The sequence below is a fragment of the Bartonella sp. TT119HLJHH genome, from assembly GCF_042193385.1.
Lineage (GTDB): Bacteria > Pseudomonadota > Alphaproteobacteria > Rhizobiales > Rhizobiaceae > Bartonella.
Genome location: NZ_JBHILS010000071.1, coordinates 1 through 1,897 on the forward strand (window position 1 = coordinate 1; position 1,897 = coordinate 1,897).

The window sequence follows — 1,897 nt, forward strand, 5'->3', positions numbered from 1 at the left end:
GAAACAAAGGAGGCTCTGTCTTTTTCAGGGATGTAAAGCACCGGTGCATAAACATCCATGCCCTTGACCTGTTGGCGCACATAAATCACCATCGGCGCTTCTAGGGACGCCAATTGTTCTTCACTCAAAGCCTCACCAAAGAGGAGATTGTGGGCTTTTGCATAGTCTGCCCCGACATCCAGCAAAGTTTTGACTTGTTCAATGGCATCACTTCCAGGAATAAAGGAACCTTTGCCCAAACCTTGACCAACCAGATCACGCATTTGTTTCTCAATCAGCTGCTTTTCGAAATAGGCATCGCCTAAGAAAAAAATCTCCCGATCAGGATTGTAGCCAATTCTGTTCAAATAATAGGCTGAGCCATAAAACTTGCCAACATCAAGAAATTCTGCTCTAGTTTCATAAATGAAATTTTGATTGGGCAGCGTGCCCCCAACCCCACCCGATTGGGGCTTTGGTAAAGGGAGCCCCTCAGAAAGTTCCCCTGTATTATTGAGATCCACTTTTGGTGTAAAGAGAGCATCAACCCCGGTTAAACCACTTAAGGACTCCAGTGGATTGCCTTCAACGGTTTTTGCTTCAAAATGCGCATCCCCTGTAATGGAACCTTCCGCTGCCGTGTTATTGAGTTGATCAACCACCAAATTCAACGTGCCGCCCGCTTGGACAAGACCAGGAGCTGCATCAAGAGCTTCTGAACCAGTTTGGCGATCCTTGCCATTGGCTATATCTAAAGAAACATCGCGGCTTCCATCAGTTTTATAACCATAACAACTGTCTGTATTAGCCTGACAACCAAGATAAGTGTTTTTATAAGCCGTTGCACCTAAATTGGTCAGCGTCTTGGCTTGGATATCGGCATTTCCCCCTGCTCTCATAGAGCTATAATGGTTATCAATGGTATCAGCGTTAATGATGAGATTGCCACTAGATTGTATTACCCCCGAAACAGTTGGTTTATGCGAAAATGCTTGTGTGACAGTCTTTTCTGTCATATGTGACCAGTGTTTGTTTGGGGATAAGACCCCCCACCTATCACCATTCCATTGATACCGGTGTACAGACAATTCCTTCTTTATAGACTTATGTTTCCAAGTGAATGCCTTATAAACTATTCCATCGCTTGAAATTGCAGTGCCATAGGTTCCTTCTTTGCTCGCCCAAAGTGGAATATCCAAAAAAAGTTCTACATGCCCTTTTCCTATTAGTTTATCTTCTTGATATTCGTGCCCCTTTCCCCAAAGATTGGGGTCCTCCTGATATAACATCCCATCACTGAGTTGATCAGAACCCTTTGGTTTTTGGAAAGAAATATCGCTATATTCCGTTTTTTCCGTGATGACAGGCGTGCTATCGGCTTCGTTTTTTAGAGTGTTGGTTTGGATATTTAAGTTTCCACCAGCTTGAATAAAGCCTGCTTTATTGACAAGGGAAAGGCTTTTTCCGCTGCCAGCCGCATTGGTGAAAGATAAATCACCTTCTGTCATTATGGCACCAAAATCATTCAACAAAACCCCATCAACTTGTAAAGCACCATTGCCCTTCACATAGATTAAGCCCGTTTTGTTGTTGGTCACATCCCCCGTCACGCTAAAGGCTAAATCCTGCCCCGATGCCAATCGACCGCTATTTTCAAGATCCCCCGTTTTGATCACGAAATCTCGTGCCGCTAAAACAGAAGTTGTCTCATCAACCATAACGCTTGGAGCAACAAAAAGAATATCTCCAGTCCCTCCCTGATCTGTCACGGCTTGTAGCCGCGCATGGTGAATATCAAGAGCATTGGTGCTTTGAAAGTCTAAACCGCCATAAGCCAATTTGCTCTCTGAGACATCAATATGATCTGCAATTAAATACAGCGTTTGCGGCGTGTAAATATGAGAACGATTATTGCTTA

The 1,897-nt window shown here is 44.0% G+C and carries 1 pseudogene; it reads right to left on the minus strand.

The features are described from left to right. Positions 1-1,897, minus strand: a pseudogene (locus tag ACFIJL_RS09215) (filamentous hemagglutinin); the annotation flags it as partial.